The sequence below is a fragment of the Sphingomonas sp. UYP23 genome, from assembly GCF_054059235.1.
This window is the reverse complement of the sequence record NZ_JBSSBX010000001.1, coordinates 4,230,513-4,249,470: the sequence shown is the minus strand read 5'-3', so window position 1 is coordinate 4,249,470 and position 18,958 is coordinate 4,230,513. Positions and strand designations below refer to the sequence as shown.

Here is an 18,958-nt window from a genome sequence, read left to right as displayed (position 1 = left end):
GGTGGCGCCGCCGCTGCGGGAGGCGGTCGATTAGCAGCGTCGCTGCGTGATGCAAACCCTTTTTGTGCGTAGCGGCAAAAAAATCACCAGCGGACCGGCGAACGGCGGTTGGTGCGGTCGATCGACATCAGGATACCGAGGCAAATCATGAAGGTCATCTGGCTCGACCCGCCATTGCTGATCAGCGGCAGCGGCACGCCGACGACCGGCGCCATCCCCATCACCATCGCCATGTTGATCGACACGTAATAGAAGATCGTTGCGGCCAGCCCCGCCGCGGTCAGCTTGGCGAAGCGCGATTGCGCCTGCAGCGCGGTCGCCAGGCCCCATTGCACGATCACCAGGAAGGCGATGATCAGCAGCACGCCGCCGACCAGGCCCCATTCCTCCATCATCGTCGCCAGCGCGAAGTCGGTATGCCCTTCGGGCAGATAGTCGAGATGGCTCTGTGTCCCGTTGAGGAAGCCCTTGCCGAAGATCCCGCCCGAGCCGATCGCGATCTTCGACTGGCTGATGTGATAGCCGATGCCGAGCGGGTCGCTCTCGGGATCAAGGAAGACGAGGATACGGTTGCGCTGATAGCCGTGGAGCACGAAATTGACCGCGATCGGCACCGCCGCGCTCATTGCGAGCGCACCGCCAATGAACAGCCGCAACGGCACGCCCGCCAGGAACATCACCGTCACTCCGCCGATCATGATCATCAGCGCGGTGCCCAGATCGGGCTGCTTCATGACAAGCGCCGCCGGCACCAGGATCAGCAACGCCGCCGGCCAGATCGCGCCGAACCGTCGCGTCTCGTTGGGCGGCAGCATGTCGTAGAATTTCGCGCAGGTCAGCACGATGCACGGCTTCATCAGCTCGGATGGCTGGAGCCGGAAGCCGATCCCGAGATCGAGCCAGCGCTGCCCGCCGCCGCGGACCGCGCCGACCAGCTCGACGAGCACCAGCATGACGCACAGCGCGCCATAGGCCGGCAGCGCCATATTGCTCCAGATCCGCTCGGGGATCCGCGACAGCACCATCGCGCCACTCAGGAAAACGAAGAAGCGGATTCCCTGCGACAGCGCCCACGGCCGGATGCTGCCGCCAGCGGCCGAATAGAGCACGAGCGAGTCGAAGCAACCGATCGCGAGCACGAGCAGCAGGATCTTCCACGGCAGCTGTGCCAGCGGCGCGGGAACGAAGCTCAATCCGCTCATGGCACATCCCGCTCGGTGGTGCCGTCCTCGGCGACGGTGTTGCCGTGCGCGGCGGTATTGGCGAGCTCCTCGGCCGCGGCGACGTCGGCGGCGGCGGCGGCGCGGACGGCGGGCGCATCGGTCGGCGCGCTGGCGTTGAATTCGGTCTGCGCGCCGACCGCGATCGGCGGGGCGTTGGCGGCGGCGCGGTATGTAGCGGTCTCGGCCGCCATCCGCGTGCGGATATCGCCACCCCAGGTCGCCTCGCCCTCGACGAGCGAGGCCATCGCGCGCTCGCGGTCGAACAGATAGGTCATCACGTCGCGGGCGATCGCCGGCGTGTCGAGGTTGCGGACGGTGTGGCCGCCATGTTCGAGCACCACCGCGATCGCGTAGCGCGGCTTGTCGTGCGGCGCGAAGCCCTGGAACAGCGCGTGATCGCGCATCTTGAACGGAAGCGACCCGTTCTTGAGCACGCCGCCTGCGCGCTCGGCCATGGTAATGCGCCTGACCTGCGCGGTGCCGGTCTTGCCGGCGAGCGCAACGCCCGGGATCAGCATCCGCGCCGCGCCGCCGGTGCCGCCGCCATTGACCACGCCCCACATCGCTTCATGGACGGTCTGGAGGTGCTCAGGCTGGAACGACAAGGGCGGGGCGCCATGGTGGACGTCGGCCGCGAGGATGCTCGGCTGGAGCGCGCGTCCCGAGGCGAGGCGGGACGCCATCACCGCGAGCTGGAGCGGGTTGGACAGCACATAGCCCTGGCCGATCGACGCGTTGAGCGAGTCGGCGACGGTCCAGGGCTGCTTGTAGCGGCGCAGCTTCCATGCCGGGTCGGGAACGGTGCCGTAGCGCTGACTGTTGAACGGCAGCACGAACTTCTGCCCTAGCCCGAGTTCGCGCGCGACCGGCGCGACATGATCATAGCCGAGCCGGCGGACCATCTCGTAGAAATAGATGTCGCAGCTCTGCATGATCGCGTTCTTGAGATCCAGCGCGCCGTGCCCGCTTTTCTTGTGGCAATGGAAGATACCGGTGCCGACGCGGAGCGCGCCCGAGCACACCACGCGGTCCGACGCGGGCACGCCCGCACCGAGCAAGGCGAGCCCGTTCATCGGCTTGACCGTCGAGCCCGGCGGATAAAGCCCCTGCAACACCTTGTTCATCAAGGGGACGTGATCGTTTTCCGACAGCATCTTCCATTCGAGATGGCTGATCCCGTCGGAGAAAGTGTTCGGGTCATATGCCGGCATCGACACCATCGCGAGCATCTCGCCGGTCAGGCAGTCGATCACCACGACCGAGCCCGACTGTGTGCCCAGCCGCCGCGCGGCATAGTCCTGCAGCCCGGCATCGATCGTCAGGCGCGTGTTCGCGCCGGGCTGGTCGGGCTTGGTGGCGAGTTCTGCGACGAGCTTGCCGCGCGCGGTGACCTCGACCCGCTTTTGCCCGGCAACGCCACGCAACTGCTTTTCGAGCGTCTTCTCGAGCCCGTCCTTGCCGAGCTTGAAACCGGGTGTGACCATCAACTGGTCGTGCGTCTGCTTATACTGTTCGGCCGAGGCGGCACCGACATAGCCGGTGAGATGCGCGACCGCGGCGCCTGCCGGGTAGCTCCGCGAGAAACCGCGAGTCGGCGCGACGCCGGGCAATTCGGGCAGCCGCACGCTGACGGCGGCGAAGCGCTCCCAGTCGAGGTTCTCGGCAACCTGGACGGGCTGGAACCCGGCGGCATGTTCGAGATCGGCGACGAGCCGGTCCATCTCCTCGGGCGGCAACTTGAGCAAGTCGCGCAGCAGCGCGAGGACATGGTCCTTGTTCTCGAGCCGGTCGGGGATGATGTCGACGCGGAAATCGGTGCGGTTGTTGGCGATCGGCGCGCCGTGGCGGTCGACGATCCAGCCGCGGCGCGGCGGCACCAGCGTCATGTTGACGCGGTTGCTTTCGGACTTGGCCGTATATTGTTCGTTCTCGACGACGGCGAGCCATGTCATCCGCCCGGCAAGCGCGAGCCCGAACACGCCCTGCGCCGCGCCGAGCATGACCGTGCGGCGCGAGAAGCTGTAGCTTTGCGCGGCTTCGGTCGCGACGCGGCCGCTCGGCCGGAACGCCGCGCCGCTCATGTGTCGTCGTCCTCGTCGCTCAGCAGCGTGCAGATCCGCACGACCAGCGGGAACAGCAGGATCGACACCGCGAGCTGCAGCATCAGCGCGGTATCGACATGCGCGCTGATCGGCGAGGCGACGAAGCGTCCGAGCAGCAGGCAGAAGGCGATCGCGCCCGAGGCGATCAGCCAGTCCTGCCAGAAATCGCGATAGACGATGCGCTGGTCGATCAGGTCGATCATGAAGAGGCACAGCGTCCAGAACAGCATCGCATTGCCGAGCGGTTGCCCGCTGACCAGATCGTCGAAAAAGCCGAGCGGCAGCGGCGCCCAGATCCGCAGGCTCTCGGGTTTGGTCAGCCGCCAGCCGAGCAGCATCAGCAGCCCGAACGGCGGTAGCACCGGGAAGCTCGCGATCATCGGCCACAGCGTCAGTGCCGAGCCGATCACCACCGTAATCGCCGGCACGAAGCGCCGGAAACTCTGGTCGGGGACCTCGTCGAACGGACCGCGGGCTTGCCTCATCGCGTGATCACGGCTTCTTCTTGGGTGGACGCGGCGCGGCGACGGGCTTGGGCGCGGGCGTCGGGACCGGGATCGGCGGGGCAGGGGGCATGAAGGCACGCTGGACGAGCGCATAGTCGACCGTGTCGGCTTGGGTGAACGCCCGCGCGATCGATGCGTCGCGGCCCCGATGGAGCACGCGGGCGACAGGAACGTCTGGCGGGTAGATGCCGCCGATGCCCGACGTCACGAAAACGTCGCCGGGGCCGAAGTCGGTCGCGGTGAGCGCTACCGATTTCACATCGATCAGCCCGTCGCCGCGGCCGGTCGCGAGTGCGGGGATGCCGTCGCGCGTGCGGCGCACCGGCACGACGCTTTCCGGGTCGGTCAGCAACAGGACGCGCGCGCTGTTCGGGCCGGTTTCGAGCACGCGGCCGATCAGCCCCTCGGGGCCACGCACCGGCTGGCCGCTCGCGACGCCCTGCCATGATCCAGCGTTGAGCACGGCGACGCGGCGGGTGCTCGACGCCGACGAACTGACCAGCCGCGCGGTGACGACGGGCTCGGAGATTCGCTCGCGGACCTGGAGCAAGGCGAGCAGCCGGCGGTTCTCATAGGAGAGCGACCGTGCGCGTAGGAACAGCGCGTGTTGCGCGGCAAGCTGCTTGCGCAGCGCGGCGTTCTGATTGTGCACCGCGAAATAGCTGCCGATCCCGCCGGGAATCGAACCGATTCCGCGCCCGATGCCCGCAAGCCCCGACGACAGCGGCGTGCTCACCTCCGCGACGCTCGCGCGCAGCGCGGCAAAGGCGACAGGGTCCAAAGTCGACAAGGCAAGCAGCACCGCCCCGACGAGCGATCCCGCTACGGCGACGACATATCCTGCAAAAAGGCTGTATTGCGCCCGCCGCGAAAACCCCGGACGCCGATTGCGAGGCGGCGCCATCATACCCCCATCAAAAAGCCCGAGGGCCAGTAATAACCACGATTTGCCTTACGCGATGCGCTGGGGCCTGAGTAGGGTCAATCCCTCGACCCAGACCGCGCAAACGCTCGCTTCATCGCGTCACGCGCTGTGCAGAACGCCGCGATAGATTGGATCCTCGAGCGCGCGGCCGGTACCGAGCGCAACGCAGGTGAGGGGGTCGTCGGCGATCGTGACGGGCAGGCCGGTCTCGTCGCGCAGCACCTCGTCGATGCCCTTGAGCAGTGCGCCGCCGCCGGTGAGGACGATGCCCTGATCGACGATGTCAGCCGCGAGTTCGGGCGCCGTGTTCTCGAGCGCGATCCGGACGCCCTCGACGATCTGGCCGACCGGCTCGGAGAGCGCTTCGGCGATCTGGCCCTGGTTGATCTGGATTTCCTTGGGGACGCCATTGACGAGATCGCGACCCTTGACGTGGATCGTCAGGCCGATGCCGTCCGCCGGCGGCTTGGCGACGCCGACTTCCTGCTTGATCCGCTCGGCGGTCGCATCGCCGATCAGGAGGTTGTGATTGCGGCGGACGTAGGAGACGATCGCCTCGTCCATCTTGTCACCGCCAACGCGCACCGACGTGGTGTAGGCGAGACCGCGCAGCGAGAGCACCGCGACTTCGGTAGTGCCGCCACCGATGTCGACCACCATCGAACCGATCGGCTCGGTGACGGGCATGTCGGCGCCGATCGCCGCGGCCATCGGCTCCTCGATCAGCCAGACCTGGCTGGCACCGGCGTTCGACGCGGCATCGCGGATCGCGCGGCGCTCGACCGAGGTCGATCCCGACGGCACGCAGATCACGATCTGCGGCCAGCGCATGAAGCGGCGTTGGCCACCATGCACCTTGTGGATGAAGTGCTTGATCATCTGCTCGGCGACATCGATGTCGGCGATGACGCCGTCGCGCAACGGGCGGATCGCCTGGATGCTGTCGGGGGTCTTGCCCATCATCAATTTGGCGTCGTCGCCGACGGCCTTGACGCGCTTGACGCCATTGAGCGTCTCGACCGCGACGACTGATGGTTCGTTGAGCACGATGCCCTTGCCGCGCAGATAGACCACCGTATTGGCGGTCCCCAGATCGATCGCCATGTCATGGGAAGAAAAGCGGAAGAGATTCGAGAAAAAGCCCATGGATCGTTCCGTTTCACGCCGGACTTAGTGAACTGCCGACAGGTCGCACAATATCGTGACGTCGCTTACAACCAAGGCGTTCAGGGCGGCGGTGGAACCGCTCTGATACGTGGTGGAATGCGGGTCGCGGGAGGCTTGCGATTGGGCTAGAGCCTGCACCATGTCAATACGCCGCCTGCCCGAACATCTCGTCAATCGTATCGCTGCCGGTGAAGTGGTCGAAAGGCCCGCCAGCGCGTTGAAGGAGCTGGTCGAAAACGCGGTCGATGCGGGTGCGACGCGCATCGCGGTACGCCTTGCCGGCGGGGGTACCGACCTGGTCGAAGTGACCGACGACGGCTGCGGCATGACGCCAGAAGACATGGCCTTGGCGCTCGAGCGGCACGCCACCTCGAAGCTGCCCGACGAGGCGATCGAAAACGTCAGCACGCTCGGCTTTCGCGGCGAGGCGTTGCCCTCGATCGCGAGCGTTGCGCGGATGACGCTCGAGAGCCGGGTGCGCGGGAGCGAGGGATGGGCGCGCGTGGTCGATAACGGTGTCGTCGTATCGGAAGGTCCGGCGGCAATTCCCCCCGGGACGCGCGTGCGGGTCGAGGGGCTGTTCGAGCGCGTGCCGGCGCGACGCAAGTTCCTGCGCTCAGCCCGCAGCGAGTTCGCAGCGTGTCTCGACGTGGTCAAGCGGCTCGCGATGGCGCGGCCAGACATTGGCTTTTCGGTCGAGCATGACGGACGGCGCTCGCTCGGGGTGAGCGGCGGCGAAACGCTCCCGGACCGCGTGGCGGCGCTGACCGACCGCGGGCTGATCGACAATGGGGTGGGAATCGACTTCGTTCGCGAAGGGATCGGGCTCGGCGGGATCGCGGGCCTGCCGACCTTCAACCGCGGTGTAGCGGACCATCAATACCTGTTCGTCAACGGGCGTCCGGTGAAGGACCGGCTGCTGATCGGCGCGATTCGCGGCGCCTATGCCGAGATGATGCCGCGCGATCGCCATGCCGTGGTGGCGCTGTTCCTCGACGTTCCGCCCGATGCTGTCGATGTCAACGTCCACCCCGCCAAGACCGAGGTCCGTTTTCGCGATCCGGCGATGGTCCGCGGGCTGATCGTCAGCGGCCTGCGGCGGGCGCTGGACGAAGCGGGGCATCGCAGCCAATCGGCACCCGAAAGGTCGCTCGCGGCGTGGACGCAGGAACAAAGCCCCTCCCCTTCAGGGGAGGGGTTGGAGGTGGGGCCGATCCGCGAGTCGGAGCTAGCGTTTTTGGCACGGCCCCACCCCAACCCCTCCCCTGAAGGGGAGGGGCTTTCACTGGATCAGCGCTCGTACGGGCTAAACGACCGTCGCACCTTCTTCACCCCGCCGCCGCAAGCGCGTGCCGAACCCGCTTACGCCCCACCTCCCGAGACGATCGACTTTCCGCTGGGCGTCGCGCGCGGTCAGGTCGCGAAGACCTATATCGTCGCCGAGAGCCCCGACGGCCTGATCCTCGTCGACCAGCACGCCGCACACGAACGGCTCGTGCTTGAACGGATGCGCAAGGCGATGGCGAGCGGCGGCGTCTCCTCGCAGGCATTGCTCCTCCCCGAAGTGATCGAACTCGACGAACCCGCCTGCGACCGGCTCGAGGCACGCGCCGCCGAGCTCAGCGAATTCGGCCTCGACCTCGACCGCTTCGGTCCGCACGCGATGCTCGTGCGCGGCGTGCCCGCGATGCTCGGGCAAAGCGACGTAACCGGGCTCGTCACCGATCTCGCCGACGAACTCGCCGCATTCGACGAGGCGCTGTCGCTGAAGGAACGGCTCGACCATGTCGCGGCAACGATGGCGTGTCACGGCTCGGTTCGCGCCGGGCGGATCCTGTCGGTCGCGGAGATGAACGCGCTGCTCCGCGAAATGGAGATCACGCCGCATTCAGGGCAATGCAATCACGGCCGGCCGACCTGGGTAAAGCTGGCGCATGGCGACATCGAGAAGCTGTTCGGCCGCAAATAGGGATTTCTACGCGTCGCGCATCAACGGCTCTTCAACGCATGCCAGATACCTTTTTCGCCACGGAGGGGCTTTGTTGCATAATTACGCGAGAGCATGACCGACGTTTTACTTGAAGATGTTATTGGATGCGGACGGTCACCGGCGTTCCTATTTCGGAGAACCGATTGAGAATTGCAGCACGGACTTTGAGCTCGGTAATCTGACGATCGAAGGTGCGGGCGACAACGCGCTGGCCCAGGAGTTTGAAGCAGTGCATTTTGGTCTCGACCAGACTGCGGCGATGATAGCCGCTCCACTTTTTCCAGATTGCGCGACCAAGCCGCTTTGTCGCGCGTAGCGCTCCATTGCGTGCATCGACGCCGGGACCGCCTTCTGCCCATGGTTGCCCGTTGCGGCGGACCGGGATGACCGCATCGGCACCGCGCCCGGCAATAGCGGCATGGCAGTCCCTGGTATCATAAGCGCCATCTCCGCCGACGCTGAGTATCCGCTCGTCTCCGGGAATTTGCGCCAGGAGAACGGGCAGCGTCGGTGCGTCACCAATGGCATTCGTCGTGACCTCAATGGCCCGGATATCCAGCGTCCCAGCATCAATCCCGAGATGCACCTTGCGCCACTGGCGACGGTAGGACGGTCCGTGTTTGCGCGTCTTCCACTCGCCTTCTCCCGTCATTTTGATCCCGGTGCTGTCGACCAGCAGGTGCAGTCCGCCCGAGCTGATCCGCCCGCCGAGGTTGACCTTCAACGTCTTCTGCCGTCGGCACAGCGTCGTATAATCCGGCACCGACCAATCCAGCCCCGCCATTTTGATCAGGCTCGAAACCAACCCCGTCACTTGCCGCAAAGGCAGGTTGAACAGCGTCTTCAGCGTCAGGCACAGCTCTATCGCGCTGTCTGAAAACCGCATCGGGCGACCAGGGCGACCACACGGCTTCGAAAGCCAGTGCATCTCCGGATCAAACCATATTTCCAGCGACCCACGCCGCTTCAGCGCCGCATTATACTCAGGCCAGTTCGTCGTACGATACACAGGTGCGGCAGGTTTGGGCATTACGCCTATCTATACCGCTCGATTCCCTGCGTGAATCCCCGCCATCAGTTTTGCAACAAAGCCCCACGGAGGCGAGAATGTACAAGATCACCGTCGATCGCGGCCACGCACTGATCAAGCTGAAAATGCGCGCCATGCTCGACGTTGCCGACGCCGCGCGGCTCGTTTCCGAGCTGATCGCGCAGGTCGCCGAGGCCAAGTTTGAGAGCTATGCGCTGATCCTCGACATCGCGGAGTGTCCGGTCCAGTCGCAGGATATGATCGCGGCGATGGGGCAGCATCTGACGCGGATGAAGCGCGTCCGCGCTATTGCGATCGTCACCGGGACGATGCTTGCGCGGTTGCAGGTGCGGCGTATCTTCTCCCAGCCGTTCACCCGCTTCACCTCGACGTATGACGAGGGCTTGCGCTGGGTTCTTTCGGGAATCGAGCCCGTCGCCCTGACGAAGGCCGGGCCAGCGCAAGAAAAGCTTTCGGAAAGCTGAACCTTTGGCGGGGCCGCGCATTTTATCGGCAACCCCCCGCAGCACCGTTCAGCAAAGCGATCGACCCAATGGCCAAGGTTCTCCCGGTTTTTCTCGCCCTCATCCCGTTCGCAGCGCTGGTCGGCGCATGCGCGGTGACAGGCTGAACGCATTCCGTTCCAGCCCTGTCTCCCCCCAGGCGCAGACATAAAAACGGCCGCCCGGATTGCTCCGGGCGGCCTTTTTTGTCGACAGACGCTGTGAAGCTTACGCCTCTGCAGTCGCCTCGTCCGAGGTGTTCGACACTTCGGCGGTCGCGCCCGGCTCGGCGTTGGGATCGTAATCCTCGACGAAACCGGCCTCGTCCTTTTCGAACATCGCTTCCATGACGTTGACGCCATCGGCCTGCATCTTCGCCTCTTCCGGCGAACGTGCGATATTGACCTTGATCGTCACCGACACTTCCGGGTGCAGCGAAACCTTGACCTCATAGAGGCCGATCGCCTTGATTGGCTTGTTGAGCACGATCGCCGACTTCGGCACCTTGTGGCCTTCGGCCTCGAGCCCGTCGATCAGGTCGCGCACCGCGACCGAACCGTAGAGCTGGCCGGTGTTCGACGACTGACGGATGAGCGTCAGCGTGATGCCGTCGATCGTCTTGGCTTCGACCTCGGCCTCGGTCCGCTTTACAGCGTTGTCCGCCACGATCTTCTCGCGGTTCTTCTCGAAGACCTTGCGATTGGCTTCGTTCGAACGGAGCGCCTTCTTGTTCGGCAGCAGGAAGTTGCGGGCGAACCCGTCCTTCACCTTGACGACGTCGCCGATGTTGCCGAGCTTCTCGACGCGTTCCAGCAGGATGATATCCATCTGTTGGGCCCCTTACTTAACGATGTAGGGCAGCAGGCCCAGATGGCGCGAACGCTTGATCGCCTGGGCGAGCTCACGCTGCTTCTTGCCGCTCACCGAAGTGATGCGGCTGGGGACGATCTTGCCACGCTCGGACACGAAGCCCTGGAGCAACCGGACGTCCTTATAGTCGATCCGGGGGGCATCCTTGGCCGAGAACGGGCAGGACTTGCGGCGGCGGAAAAATGGGCGTGCCATTGTCTATACCTTCCTTATTCGCCGTCGAAGCTGCGGCGGGGGCGATCTTCACGATCACCACGGTCCGGGCGATCGCCACGGCCTTCACGGCCGCCTTCGCGATCACCACGACGCTCACGGTCGCGGTCCGACTTGCGCATCATGACGCTGGGGCCTTCCTCGGCCGCATCGATCTTGACGGTCATGTAGCGGATGATGTCTTCGTTGATCTGCGTCTGGCGCTCCAGCTCGGCGATCACGTTGCCCGGGGCATCGATCTCGAGCATCACATAATGCGCCTTGCGATTCTTCGCGATCTTGTACGCGAGGCTACGCAGACCCCAGCTCTCGGTCTTGATGACCCGGCCTTCGTTGTCATTTACGATCTTGGTGGCGATTTCCGCCAGAGCGTCCACCTGCGCCTGTGCCAGATCCTGGCGCGCAAGGAACACGTGCTCGTATAGAGCCATGTGTCTCGTCTTTCATTCTTGGCCGATCGCTGACGCCCGCACCATGCGAGACGCCCCTCCGGCTATCGTCTTCAATAGCAACCGGGGCGGAAAGCGTGTGCTCTCCACCCCGATCGGTGTGCCATAGCGAAATCGGCGCGGAAGGCAAGCCTCCCGCGCCGGTTCGCGAGTCTTAGTTGAACGCGCCGCCGAGCACCGCGCCGATCAGGCCGCCGCTGAGCGCGACGAGGACCGCGTCGTTACCCGAGCGCACCCAATGATAGCCGCGCGGCGGGGCGTAGAGGCGACGGCCGCGATACTGGCGCCAATCGCGGACTTCCTGGTAATTGTTGGCGTAGCGCCGGTCGAAGCGCTGGCCCTTTGCCCAGCGGCGACCGGCCAGCGGGCGGACGACGCGACGCTCGGTGACGACCGTGCGCCCATTCGGCTGCTCGCGGATCACCGTGGTGCGGCGCTCGTCGCGCTGCTGGGCCGATGCGCCGGTTGCGGCAAGCGGGCTCAGCACCGACGATGCAGCGAGCGCTGCGAGAATGAACTTGTTCATGATGAAACTCCTTGTTTCGGACGGCGCCTTATCTCCCGGCGTCGAACACAATCTAGGAAGCGTTTGTCGCGCATCCGTGACGATCAGAACACAAAACGGTCGCAAAGTGTCCCGGCCGGACCGGCCTCGTTCAGCTTGGAGCGGCTCCTGGCCTTCCCGGCGCGGTTCTTGACGAGGGTTTGACCGAGCGCCTAACCGCCCGGGCAAAGGAGTAGCATCATGCGCGCGTTCATTTTCCCCGGGCAGGGTAGTCAGTCGGTCGGCATGGGTCAGGCGTTGGCCGCAGCCAGCGCGGTTGCGCGCGCGGTATTTCAGGAAGTTGACGACGCGCTCGGCCAGCATCTTTTCCGTTTGATGTGCGATGGGCCGGAGGACGAACTGCAACTCACCGAGAACGCACAGCCGGCGATCATGGCCAACGCCATCGCGACGCTGCGCGTGCTCGAAGAGGAGGGCGGTGTTCGCCTTGCCGACAAGGCTGACTATGTCGCGGGGCATTCGCTCGGCGAATATAGCGCGCTGTGCGCGGCGGGGGCGATCGACTTGGCGACAACCGCCAAGCTGCTCAAGCTGCGCGGCCAGGCGATGCAGGCGGCGGTGCCGGTCGGCGTCGGTGCAATGGCCGCGCTGCTCGGCGCGGATGTCGACAAGGCGCGCGCGATCGCCGAGGCGGCGGCCGATGGGGAAATCTGCACCGTCGCCAATGACAATGATCCTTCGCAAGTCGTGATCTCGGGTCACCGCGGCGCAATCGAGCGTGCGGTCGCGGTCGCCAAGGACATGGGCGCCAAGCGCGCGGTGCTGCTGCCGGTGTCCGCGCCATTCCACTGTCCGCTGATGCAGCCTGCCGCCGATGCGATGGAAAAGGCGCTCGCCGAGGCACGGATCGACGCGCCGCTGGTGCCGCTGTTCGCCAATGTGACGGCGGCGGCGGTCGGCGATGCCGACACGATCCGCCGGCTGTTGGTAGAGCAGGTCACCGGCATGGTGCGCTGGCGCGAATCGGTGCTGGCGCTGCAGGCGGCGGGGGTCGAACGCTTCGTCGAATTCGGCGGCAAGGTGCTGACGCCGATGGTCAAGCGTATTGCGGGCGATGTCGAGGCGGTGAGCGTGGTGACGATGGACGATGTCGAGGCTTTGGCTAAGGTGCTTTAGGAGAAGGTTTGTTCGCGCAGAGGCGCGGAGGACGCGGAGAAGAAGTGAGGGACATCGACGAGATCAGCGGTGATGTGCTCGATGTTGCGGTGCGCTTGCATCGCGATCTCGGTCCCGGGCTTATGGAAAGCGTCTACGAGGCGTTGATGGCAGGGCGGCTGGCCAAGATGGGATACGCCGTCGCGCGACAGCAGCCGATCGACATTGATTTCGACGGCATGCGGTTCGAAGGCGCTTTCAAGATCGACTTGATGGTCGATCAGCGATTGGTCGTCGAAATCAAATCGATCGAGCGATTGCTGCCTGTCCACGCGAAGCAACTGCTGACCTATCTGAGACTTACAAAGCAGCCCGTTGGGCTGCTTATCAATTTCGGCGGAGATACGCTCAAGGAGGGAATACGCAGATTGGTGAACAACCACATCTCTGCGTCCTCTGCGCCTCTGCGCGAACCCATCAAACCTGGAGATTAAGAGATGTTCGACCTTACAGGCATGACCGCCCTCGTCACCGGCGCCTCCGGCGGTATCGGCTCTGCGATCGCGCAAGCGCTCGCGGCGCAGGGGGCGCGACTGGCGGTTTCGGGGTCCAACGTGACCAAGCTCGAGGCGTTTCGTGACAGCCTCGGCGGCGATCACGTCGCGCTGCCGTGCGACCTGTCTGACGGTGCCGCGGTCGATGCGCTCGTGCCGGCCGCAGTCGAGGCGCTTGGCGGCAAGCTCGACATCCTCGTCAACAATGGCGGCATCACGCGCGACAATCTCGTGATGCGGATGAAGGACGACGAGTGGGACCAGGTGATCCGCGTCAACCTCGAGGCCGCGTTTCGGCTCGCGCGTGCCTCGGCTCGGCCGATGATGAAGGCGCGCTTCGGGCGGATCGTGTCGATCACGTCGGTCGTCGGGACGACCGGAAATCCGGGTCAAGCGAACTATGCCGCCTCGAAGGGCGCGCTGACCGCGATGTCCAAGGCGCTCGCACAGGAGCTCGCCAGCCGCGGGATCACCGTCAATTGCGTCGCGCCCGGATTCATTGCCTCGCCGATGACCGAAACGCTGCCCGATGCGCAGAAGGAGGCTCTCAACGCGCGCATTCCGATGGGAAAAATGGGCGCGGGGGCAGACATTGGCGCCGCGGTCGTCTATCTCGCCAGTCGTGAGGCTGGGTACGTTACGGGGCAGACGCTGCACGTCAACGGTGGCATGGCCATGATCTAAAGGGGATCTGACGTCCCTACTTGCAAGCCTGGGACGCGCGTTCTACGTGCGTTCAGGAATTCCAACACCCCCATCGATAGAGGGACGATACACATGAGCGAGACCGCAGACCGCGTTAAGAAAATCGTCGTCGAGCATCTCGGCGTCGAAGCCGACAAGGTGACCGAAGACGCGAGCTTCATCGACGATCTGGGCGCGGACAGCCTCGACATCGTCGAGCTCGTGATGGCGTTCGAAGAGGAATTCGAAGTCGAAATTCCTGACGATGCCGCCGAGAAGATCACGACCGTCAAGGACGCGATCACCTTCATCGACGAGCACAAGAGCTGAGCCCAGCGCTTTTAGCGCGGCCGCACGGCTGATTTACAGGAACGGCTCCCCGTCCCAGGGCAATGACCGGGGGTGGGGGGCCGTTCCCATTTACGAAGACCAGATTTTATACGGAGATGGCCATGCGGCGTGTTGTCGTAACCGGATTGGGGCTCGTGACGCCGCTTGGCGCCGATGTCGAAACCGCCTGGGCGAATATCCTCGCGGCGAAATCGGGCGCGGGGACGATCACGCGCTTCGACGCGACCGATTATGCCTGCACCATCGCGTGCGAGGTCAAGCCCGCTGACCATCCCTATGGCTTCGACCCCAACAAGCGCGTCGACCACAAGGTCCAGCGCCAGGTCGACCCCTTCATCATCTACGGCATCGATGCCGCCGGCCAGGCGCTCGAGGATGCCGGGCTGCTCGACATGACGCTCGAGCAGAAATACCGCGCCGGCTGCTCGATCGGCGCGGGGATCGGCGGCCTGCCGGGAATCGCCAGCGAATCGATCGTGTTGCACGAAAAGGGCCCGCGTCGCGTCAGCCCGCACTTCGTCCATGGTCGCCTGATCAACCTCATCACCGGCCAGGTGCAGATCAAATACGGCCTGATGGGCCCCAACCACGCCGTCGTCACCGCCTGCTCGACCGGGGCGCATTCGATCGGCGACGCCGCGCGGATGATCGCGATGGACGATGCCGACGTGATGCTGGCAGGCGGCGCCGAGGGCGCGATCTGCCCGCTGGGCATCGCCGGCTTCTCGCAGGCGCGCGCGCTGTCGACCAATTTCAACGCGACGCCTGAAAAGGGCAGCCGCCCGTACGACAAGGATCGCGGCGGCTTCGTGATGGGCGAGGGCGCAGGCGTCGTCTGCCTCGAGGAATATGAGCATGCCAAGGCGCGTGGCGCGAAGATCTATGCCGAAGTGATCGGCTATGGCCTGTCGGGCGACGCGTACCATGTGACGGCGCCGCATCCCGAAGGCTCGGGCGCGTTCCGCTCGATGGAGATGGCGATGCGCAAGTCGGGGCTGCAGCTGTCCGACATCGATTACATCAACGCGCACGGCACCTCGACCCCGCTCGGTGACGAGCTTGAGTTGAACGCGGTCCGCCGCTTGTTCGGCGACAATATCAAGACGATGTCGATGAGCTCGACCAAGTCGGCGATCGGGCATCTCCTCGGCGGCGCGGGCGCGGTCGAGAGCATCTTCTGCATCCTCGCGATGCGCGATCAGATCGTCCCGCCGACGCTCAACCTCGACAATCCGAGCGACAATTGCGCGGGCGTCGATCTCGTGCCGCACGTCGCCAAAAAGCGTTCGGTCAAGGCGGTGCTCAACAATTCGTTCGGCTTCGGCGGGACGAATGCGAGCCTCGTCCTGCGCGCGATGTGATTGCGCGCCGTGCGCCCGCCCCAACGTGGCGCGCGGCGTTCGGCGCAGCGCGCACCTCGCAGCAAGGATAGAGCGATGCGCAAGGTCGGGTGCTTCGGACTGCTGATCGGCCTCGCGGCGATCGTGGCGGTGTTCGTCGTCGTGCAGATGTGGGGCGGACGCGGGCCGCTTGCGCGTCCGATCAGCGTACAGATCGCGCCGGGGAGCAGTCTTGCGGCGGCGTCGGTCGTGCTCGAGAAATCAGGGGCGATCGCCTCGGCGAATCGCTTCCGCATGTTCGCGAAGGTGTTCGGATCCGACGCGCCGATCAAAGCGGGCGAATATCGCATCCCGGCGCATCTGAGCCAGGCCGACATCCTCAAGGTGTTGCAGGGCACCAAGACGATCCAGCGGTTCGTCACGATCCCTGAGGGCTGGCCGTCAGTCATGGTCAAGGACGCGCTCGACCGCGCGACCGAGCTCAAGGGGACGGTCGAGGTCCCCGGCGAGGGGAGCGTGCTCCCCGACAGCTATGCTTTCCAGCGCGGCGACACGCGCGCTTTCATCCTCGCACGGATGCAGAACGTGCGGAAACGCTACCTTGCCGCCGCCTGGGCCAAGCGCGCGCCGGGGCTCGCCGTGACGACGCCCGAACAGGCGCTGATCCTCGCCTCGATCGTCGAGAAGGAAACCGGCAAGCCGAGTGAGCGCGCGATGGTCGCGGCGGTGTATTCGAACCGGCTGAAGCGCGGCATGATGCTGCAGGCCGATCCTACGATCATCTACCCGATCACCAAGGGGCGGCCGCTGGGACGCAAGATCCTGCTGTCCGAGGTGCATGCGGTGAATGCCTACAACACCTATGCGATGGTCGGGCTGCCGGTCGGGCCGATCTGCAATCCAGGGCGCGCGTCGATCGACGCGGTGCTCAACCCCGCCAAGTCGAATGCGCTGTATTTTGTCGCAGACGGATCGGGCGGGCATGTCTTCGCCGATACGCTGGAACAGCATAACGCCAATGTGGTGAAGTGGCGCGCGTATCGCGCGGCGCACGGGATCTGATCCTAAGCACCGGTTTACTGTCTATGCGCTGGATGCGGCGGGTCTGCAGTTGACAGGCGAGGCTGCGTGTCGTCTTTATCGACCAAGATACTGTAAAGATTGCGCCGTAACCCGTTATGCTGGAGGCTGTATGGAACGCCGGTCGATCCTGGGTCTTCCGCTCGCGGCGCTGATCGGCGGCGCGGGCCTCGGGGCTTCACCGAGCCCGGCCCGGTCTCTCTTTTCAGCCGATCCCGCTCCGATCGCTCCGCCAGTCGCCTCGGTCGCCGCCGGGGGAGATCGCGAAGGCCGCAAGCGTCAGATCGGCGTCAGCGCGACCAGCTACAAGGTCGTGACGAGCGAAACCAAGGGCGATCTGTTCGTCATCGAACAGGCCAACCAGCGACGCGGCGGGCCGCCGCTCCACGTCCATCACGGCGAGGACGAACTGTTCTTCGTGCTTGAGGGCGACTATCTCGTCCAGGTCGGCGACACGCGCTTCCCGCTCAAGACCGGCGATTGCGTGCTCGGGCCGCGCGGCGTCCCGCACGCCTGGGCGTTTGTCGGCACCACGCCGGGGCGCATGCTGTTGAGCTATGCGCCCGCAGGCAAGATGGAGGCGTTCTTCAACGCGTGGGAACAGCTCGGTTTCAGCCCCGGCGGCTATTCCAAGGAAAAGGACGCGGCCCTGCTGCGTTCCTACGGCATGGAGCGCATCGGGCCGCCGATCCAACTGTGAGCCGGATTATCCGCGCAACCCGCTCGCCGCACGCGCGGTCGCCTCGACCTCGGCCATCGTCGCGCCTTTTGGCGTGACCCAGCTGCCGCCGACGCACAGCACGGGCTTGAAGCTCAGCCATTCGGGTGCGCTTGCCTCGGTGATCCCGCCGGTCGGGCAGAAGCTGCACTGATAGAACGGTGCGGCGAGCGCCTTGAGCGCCTTGAGCCCGCCATTCGCCTCGGCCGGGAAGAACTTGAAGTTGGTGAGACCGAGGTCGAGCCCGGTCATGATGTCGGCGGCATTCGCGATGCCGGGCAGGAACGGCACGCCGCTCGCGATGATCGGCTTGGCGAGGCGCTCGGTCAGGCCGGGCGAGACGATGAACTCGGCGCCGGCATCCACCGCCTGCTTGAACTGGTCGGGGTTCACTACGGTGCCCGCCCCGACGATCGCACCCGGTACCTTCTTCATCTCGGCGATCGCCTCGAGCGCGGCAGGGGTGCGCAGCGTGACTTCGAGCACCTTCAGCCCGCCGGCGACGAGCGCCTCGGCGAGCGCGCGGGCGGTTGCGGCATCGTCGATCACCAGCACGGGGATGACGGCGCTGGTGCGCATGATGTCGGTGATCGTCGTCATAGCGTGTGCTCCTGGGCAAAGGCGGCGGCCGCGCCGAACAGGCCGGGCTGCGGATAGGTGATGAGCTTGACCGGGATCGCTGCCATGCGGCCCTGGAAACGGCCCTTGGCAGCGAAGCGCTCGGCAAAGCCCGATTTGCGGATGTGGTCCTTGAGCCGCAGCCCGAGCCCGCCGGCGATGACGACCGCGTTCGAGCCGTGCGCGAGCGCGAGATCGCCCGCGACCGCGCCGAGCGCCATACAGAAGCGATCGAGCGCTGCGACCGCCAGGCTGTCGCCCTCGTCGAGCGCAGAGCTCCAGATCGCCTTGTCGTCGAGCCGCGTGATAGACCGATGCTCGATATGCGCGAGCGTCTCGTAGATCGCGACGATGCCGGGACCCGAGACGACACGCTCCGCCGAAACGCGTGTGTAGGCAGTGCGCAAACGCTTGACCATCGCATCCTCGATCGCATCAAGTGGCGCGAAATCGATATGGCCGCCTTCGGTCTCGAGCACGTGATAGCGGTCGGGCGTACGCAGCACCTGCGCGACACCGAGCCCGGTGCCGGGGCCGCACACCGTGATCACGCCGTGGTCGGGGAAGGGCACGTCGGGGCCGCACAGATGCAGAAAATCGCCGTGATCGACCTGCGCCACCGCCTGGCCGACCGCGCCGAAATCGTTGATCAGCACGAAATTGTCGACGTGCAGCCGCTCCTTGATCAACGGCGGGCGGATTACCCAGGGGTTGTTGGTCAGCTTGATCACGTCGCCGCTGATCGGCGAGGCGACCGCGATCGCCGCAGCGCGCGGCAACGGCCGGCCGATCTGCTGGCCGAACGCCTCCCACGCGGTCTGGAAACCGGCATATTCCGCGGTCTTGAGCGTGACCGGCTCGCCGAGCGCGACGACGCGGCCCTTGTCGACCTCCGCAATCGCAAAGCGGGCGTGCGTGCCGCCGATATCGACCGAAACGACTTCCATTCTATTCCCCTTCAATGTCACCGCGCGC

At 65.4% G+C, this 18,958-nt stretch carries 21 protein-coding genes; 9 read left to right on the top strand and 12 right to left on the bottom strand.

Annotated elements, in window-relative coordinates:
- Positions 1 to 83: 83 nt before the first annotated feature.
- The 5 genes from rodA to ACVWYO_RS20875 all read right to left on the bottom strand — a co-directional run bounded on the left by rodA (position 84) and on the right by ACVWYO_RS20875 (position 5,902).
- Entirely contained in the window at positions 84 to 1,202 is a 1,119-nt protein-coding gene (rodA, locus tag ACVWYO_RS20895) for a rod shape-determining protein RodA (RefSeq protein ID WP_457354120.1), read from the bottom strand.
- Positions 1,199 to 3,304: a penicillin-binding protein 2 gene (gene mrdA, locus ACVWYO_RS20890; protein WP_457354118.1), complete on the bottom strand. Its 2,106-nt coding sequence runs from the start codon at positions 3,302 to 3,304 to the stop codon at positions 1,199 to 1,201. The genes rodA and mrdA overlap by 4 nt, the downstream gene beginning before the upstream one ends.
- Positions 3,301 to 3,810 (bottom strand): rod shape-determining protein MreD, encoded by a 510-nt coding sequence (gene mreD / locus ACVWYO_RS20885; RefSeq protein ID WP_457354116.1) that lies wholly within the window; start codon positions 3,808 to 3,810, stop codon positions 3,301 to 3,303. The genes mrdA and mreD overlap by 4 nt, the downstream gene beginning before the upstream one ends.
- Positions 3,811 to 3,817: 7 nt before the next feature.
- The gene (mreC, locus tag ACVWYO_RS20880) at positions 3,818 to 4,735 is read right to left on the bottom strand and encodes a rod shape-determining protein MreC (RefSeq protein WP_457354114.1); all 918 of its coding nucleotides are present in this window, start codon (positions 4,733 to 4,735) and stop codon (positions 3,818 to 3,820) included.
- 120 nt (positions 4,736 to 4,855) lie between these two features.
- A complete protein-coding gene (locus tag ACVWYO_RS20875) occupies positions 4,856 to 5,902 on the bottom strand; it encodes a rod shape-determining protein (protein WP_140848506.1) in 1,047 nt (348 codons plus the stop codon).
- A gap of 160 nt (positions 5,903 to 6,062) precedes the next feature.
- Between ACVWYO_RS20875 and mutL the strand changes: the two genes are divergently transcribed.
- The gene (mutL, locus tag ACVWYO_RS20870) at positions 6,063 to 7,892 is read left to right on the top strand and encodes a DNA mismatch repair endonuclease MutL (RefSeq protein WP_457354111.1); all 1,830 of its coding nucleotides are present in this window, start codon (positions 6,063 to 6,065) and stop codon (positions 7,890 to 7,892) included.
- Positions 7,893 to 8,010: 118 nt separating this feature from the next.
- Here the strand turns inward: mutL and ACVWYO_RS20865 are convergent, their stop codons facing one another.
- Positions 8,011 to 8,943, bottom strand: a complete 933-nt coding sequence (locus tag ACVWYO_RS20865) for an IS5 family transposase (RefSeq protein WP_457348219.1) — start codon at positions 8,941 to 8,943, stop codon at positions 8,011 to 8,013.
- Between the two features lie 77 nt (positions 8,944 to 9,020).
- Here ACVWYO_RS20865 and ACVWYO_RS20860 point away from each other — a divergent pair, with 77 nt between their 5' ends.
- A complete protein-coding gene (locus ACVWYO_RS20860; RefSeq protein ID WP_457354109.1) occupies positions 9,021 to 9,428 on the top strand; it encodes a hypothetical protein in 408 nt (135 codons plus the stop codon).
- Positions 9,429 to 9,674: 246 nt separating this feature from the next.
- Here ACVWYO_RS20860 and rplI read toward each other — a convergent pair whose 3' ends face one another.
- The 4 genes from rplI to ACVWYO_RS20840 all read right to left on the bottom strand — a co-directional run bounded on the left by rplI (position 9,675) and on the right by ACVWYO_RS20840 (position 11,504).
- Positions 9,675 to 10,274 carry a 50S ribosomal protein L9 gene (gene rplI / locus ACVWYO_RS20855; RefSeq protein WP_426263768.1) on the bottom strand — a complete coding sequence of 200 codons (600 nt, stop codon included), beginning with the start codon at positions 10,272 to 10,274 and terminating at the stop codon, positions 9,675 to 9,677.
- Positions 10,275 to 10,286: 12 nt separating this feature from the next.
- Complete coding sequence (gene rpsR / locus ACVWYO_RS20850) at positions 10,287 to 10,511, bottom strand: 30S ribosomal protein S18 (protein ID WP_010186331.1); 225 nt, start codon at positions 10,509 to 10,511, stop codon at positions 10,287 to 10,289.
- Positions 10,512 to 10,525: 14 nt separating this feature from the next.
- A complete protein-coding gene (gene rpsF, locus ACVWYO_RS20845; RefSeq protein WP_010186332.1) occupies positions 10,526 to 10,960 on the bottom strand; it encodes a 30S ribosomal protein S6 in 435 nt (144 codons plus the stop codon).
- A gap of 172 nt (positions 10,961 to 11,132) precedes the next feature.
- Positions 11,133 to 11,504, bottom strand: coding sequence for an RcnB family protein (locus tag ACVWYO_RS20840; RefSeq protein ID WP_457354106.1), 372 nt, complete (start codon positions 11,502 to 11,504; stop codon positions 11,133 to 11,135).
- A gap of 219 nt (positions 11,505 to 11,723) precedes the next feature.
- Between ACVWYO_RS20840 and fabD the strand changes: the two genes are divergently transcribed.
- From fabD to ACVWYO_RS20805, 7 genes are all read left to right on the top strand, one after another.
- On the top strand, positions 11,724 to 12,659 hold the full coding sequence (gene fabD / locus ACVWYO_RS20835) for an ACP S-malonyltransferase (protein WP_457354104.1): 936 nt from the start codon (positions 11,724 to 11,726) through the stop codon (positions 12,657 to 12,659).
- A 44-nt stretch (positions 12,660 to 12,703) separates the two neighbouring features.
- Positions 12,704 to 13,132 carry a GxxExxY protein gene (locus ACVWYO_RS20830; protein WP_457354102.1) on the top strand — a complete coding sequence of 143 codons (429 nt, stop codon included), beginning with the start codon at positions 12,704 to 12,706 and terminating at the stop codon, positions 13,130 to 13,132.
- Positions 13,133 to 13,135: 3 nt separating this feature from the next.
- Complete coding sequence (gene fabG / locus ACVWYO_RS20825) at positions 13,136 to 13,876, top strand: 3-oxoacyl-[acyl-carrier-protein] reductase (protein WP_457354100.1); 741 nt, start codon at positions 13,136 to 13,138, stop codon at positions 13,874 to 13,876.
- Positions 13,877 to 13,969: 93 nt separating this feature from the next.
- Entirely contained in the window at positions 13,970 to 14,206 is a 237-nt protein-coding gene (locus tag ACVWYO_RS20820) for an acyl carrier protein (RefSeq protein ID WP_010186338.1), read from the top strand.
- A 122-nt stretch (positions 14,207 to 14,328) separates the two neighbouring features.
- A complete protein-coding gene (gene fabF, locus ACVWYO_RS20815; RefSeq protein ID WP_457354097.1) occupies positions 14,329 to 15,588 on the top strand; it encodes a beta-ketoacyl-ACP synthase II in 1,260 nt (419 codons plus the stop codon).
- 75 nt (positions 15,589 to 15,663) lie between these two features.
- Positions 15,664 to 16,629 carry an endolytic transglycosylase MltG gene (mltG, locus tag ACVWYO_RS20810; protein ID WP_457354095.1) on the top strand — a complete coding sequence of 322 codons (966 nt, stop codon included), beginning with the start codon at positions 15,664 to 15,666 and terminating at the stop codon, positions 16,627 to 16,629.
- Between the two features lie 130 nt (positions 16,630 to 16,759).
- Entirely contained in the window at positions 16,760 to 17,347 is a 588-nt protein-coding gene (locus ACVWYO_RS20805; protein WP_457354093.1) for a cupin domain-containing protein, read from the top strand.
- A 6-nt stretch (positions 17,348 to 17,353) separates the two neighbouring features.
- On the opposite strand, the gene eda is transcribed toward ACVWYO_RS20805, so the two are convergent.
- Positions 17,354 to 17,965: a bifunctional 4-hydroxy-2-oxoglutarate aldolase/2-dehydro-3-deoxy-phosphogluconate aldolase gene (gene eda / locus ACVWYO_RS20800; RefSeq protein ID WP_457354091.1), complete on the bottom strand. Its 612-nt coding sequence runs from the start codon at positions 17,963 to 17,965 to the stop codon at positions 17,354 to 17,356.
- Complete coding sequence (gene glk, locus ACVWYO_RS20795; protein ID WP_457354089.1) at positions 17,962 to 18,930, bottom strand: glucokinase; 969 nt, start codon at positions 18,928 to 18,930, stop codon at positions 17,962 to 17,964. Before glk ends, eda begins: the two co-directional genes overlap by 4 nt.
- Between the last annotated feature and the right edge of the window lie 28 nt (positions 18,931 to 18,958).

What these genes read in the sequence shown, in the direction of transcription:
- rpsF (WP_010186332.1), bottom strand. Translation starts at nt 10,960, where the DNA reads ATGGCTCTATACGAGCACGTGTTCCTTGCGCGCCAGGATCTGGCACAG.
- ACVWYO_RS20820 (WP_010186338.1), top strand. Translation starts at nt 13,970, where the DNA reads ATGAGCGAGACCGCAGACCGCGTTAAGAAAATCGTCGTCGAGCATCTC.
- rplI (WP_426263768.1), bottom strand. Translation starts at nt 10,274, where the DNA reads ATGGATATCATCCTGCTGGAACGCGTCGAGAAGCTCGGCAACATCGGC.
- ACVWYO_RS20860 (WP_457354109.1), top strand. Translation starts at nt 9,021, where the DNA reads ATGTACAAGATCACCGTCGATCGCGGCCACGCACTGATCAAGCTGAAA.
- ACVWYO_RS20840 (WP_457354106.1), bottom strand. Translation starts at nt 11,504, where the DNA reads ATGAACAAGTTCATTCTCGCAGCGCTCGCTGCATCGTCGGTGCTGAGC.
- rodA (WP_457354120.1), bottom strand. Translation starts at nt 1,202, where the DNA reads ATGAGCGGATTGAGCTTCGTTCCCGCGCCGCTGGCACAGCTGCCGTGG.
- eda (WP_457354091.1), bottom strand. Translation starts at nt 17,965, where the DNA reads ATGACGACGATCACCGACATCATGCGCACCAGCGCCGTCATCCCCGTG.
- mutL (WP_457354111.1), top strand. Translation starts at nt 6,063, where the DNA reads ATGTCAATACGCCGCCTGCCCGAACATCTCGTCAATCGTATCGCTGCC.
- fabD (WP_457354104.1), top strand. Translation starts at nt 11,724, where the DNA reads ATGCGCGCGTTCATTTTCCCCGGGCAGGGTAGTCAGTCGGTCGGCATG.
- mreC (WP_457354114.1), bottom strand. Translation starts at nt 4,735, where the DNA reads ATGGCGCCGCCTCGCAATCGGCGTCCGGGGTTTTCGCGGCGGGCGCAA.
- ACVWYO_RS20805 (WP_457354093.1), top strand. Translation starts at nt 16,760, where the DNA reads ATGGAACGCCGGTCGATCCTGGGTCTTCCGCTCGCGGCGCTGATCGGC.
- ACVWYO_RS20865 (WP_457348219.1), bottom strand. Translation starts at nt 8,943, where the DNA reads ATGCCCAAACCTGCCGCACCTGTGTATCGTACGACGAACTGGCCTGAG.
- fabF (WP_457354097.1), top strand. Translation starts at nt 14,329, where the DNA reads ATGCGGCGTGTTGTCGTAACCGGATTGGGGCTCGTGACGCCGCTTGGC.
- rpsR (WP_010186331.1), bottom strand. Translation starts at nt 10,511, where the DNA reads ATGGCACGCCCATTTTTCCGCCGCCGCAAGTCCTGCCCGTTCTCGGCC.
- mrdA (WP_457354118.1), bottom strand. Translation starts at nt 3,304, where the DNA reads ATGAGCGGCGCGGCGTTCCGGCCGAGCGGCCGCGTCGCGACCGAAGCC.
- fabG (WP_457354100.1), top strand. Translation starts at nt 13,136, where the DNA reads ATGTTCGACCTTACAGGCATGACCGCCCTCGTCACCGGCGCCTCCGGC.
- ACVWYO_RS20875 (WP_140848506.1), bottom strand. Translation starts at nt 5,902, where the DNA reads ATGGGCTTTTTCTCGAATCTCTTCCGCTTTTCTTCCCATGACATGGCG.
- mreD (WP_457354116.1), bottom strand. Translation starts at nt 3,810, where the DNA reads ATGAGGCAAGCCCGCGGTCCGTTCGACGAGGTCCCCGACCAGAGTTTC.
- glk (WP_457354089.1), bottom strand. Translation starts at nt 18,930, where the DNA reads ATGGAAGTCGTTTCGGTCGATATCGGCGGCACGCACGCCCGCTTTGCG.
- mltG (WP_457354095.1), top strand. Translation starts at nt 15,664, where the DNA reads ATGCGCAAGGTCGGGTGCTTCGGACTGCTGATCGGCCTCGCGGCGATC.